This window comes from Paenalicyclobacillus cellulosilyticus, from assembly GCF_014647315.1.
Lineage (GTDB): Bacteria > Bacillota > Bacilli > Alicyclobacillales > Alicyclobacillaceae > Alicyclobacillus_J > Alicyclobacillus_J cellulosilyticus.
In genome coordinates, this window is the sequence record NZ_BMOY01000103.1 from 405 (window position 1) to 683 (window position 279).

Consider the following 279-nt stretch of genomic DNA (forward strand, 5'->3'; position numbering starts at 1 on the left):
AGCTGAAGATGAAGCTAAGTTTACAGGATTTACCGAAGCTGATTTAAATGGTCATTTGCTCAACAACAACAGTAATGATCCAAAAGCTAAGGAAAAAATACTATCCTCCGCACCAACGACTGAAGACGAGCAAGATTTGATACACAATGATTATCAATTGTATGCCGCTTTAACCATTCTAAAAGGCTTAGCGATTGCTCATCGCTAAATAATGGTTACAGACTTATTTTTGTAGGCGTAGTTAGATTGTATTGCAACTACGCCTTTTTATTTGCGTCC

1 pseudogene is annotated in these 279 nt (G+C 37.3%); it reads left to right on the plus strand.

From position 1 onward, the window contains the following. Window positions 1-208: pseudogene (locus tag IEX97_RS12990) on the plus strand (hypothetical protein); the annotation flags it as partial. Between the last annotated feature and the right edge of the window lie 71 nt (window positions 209-279).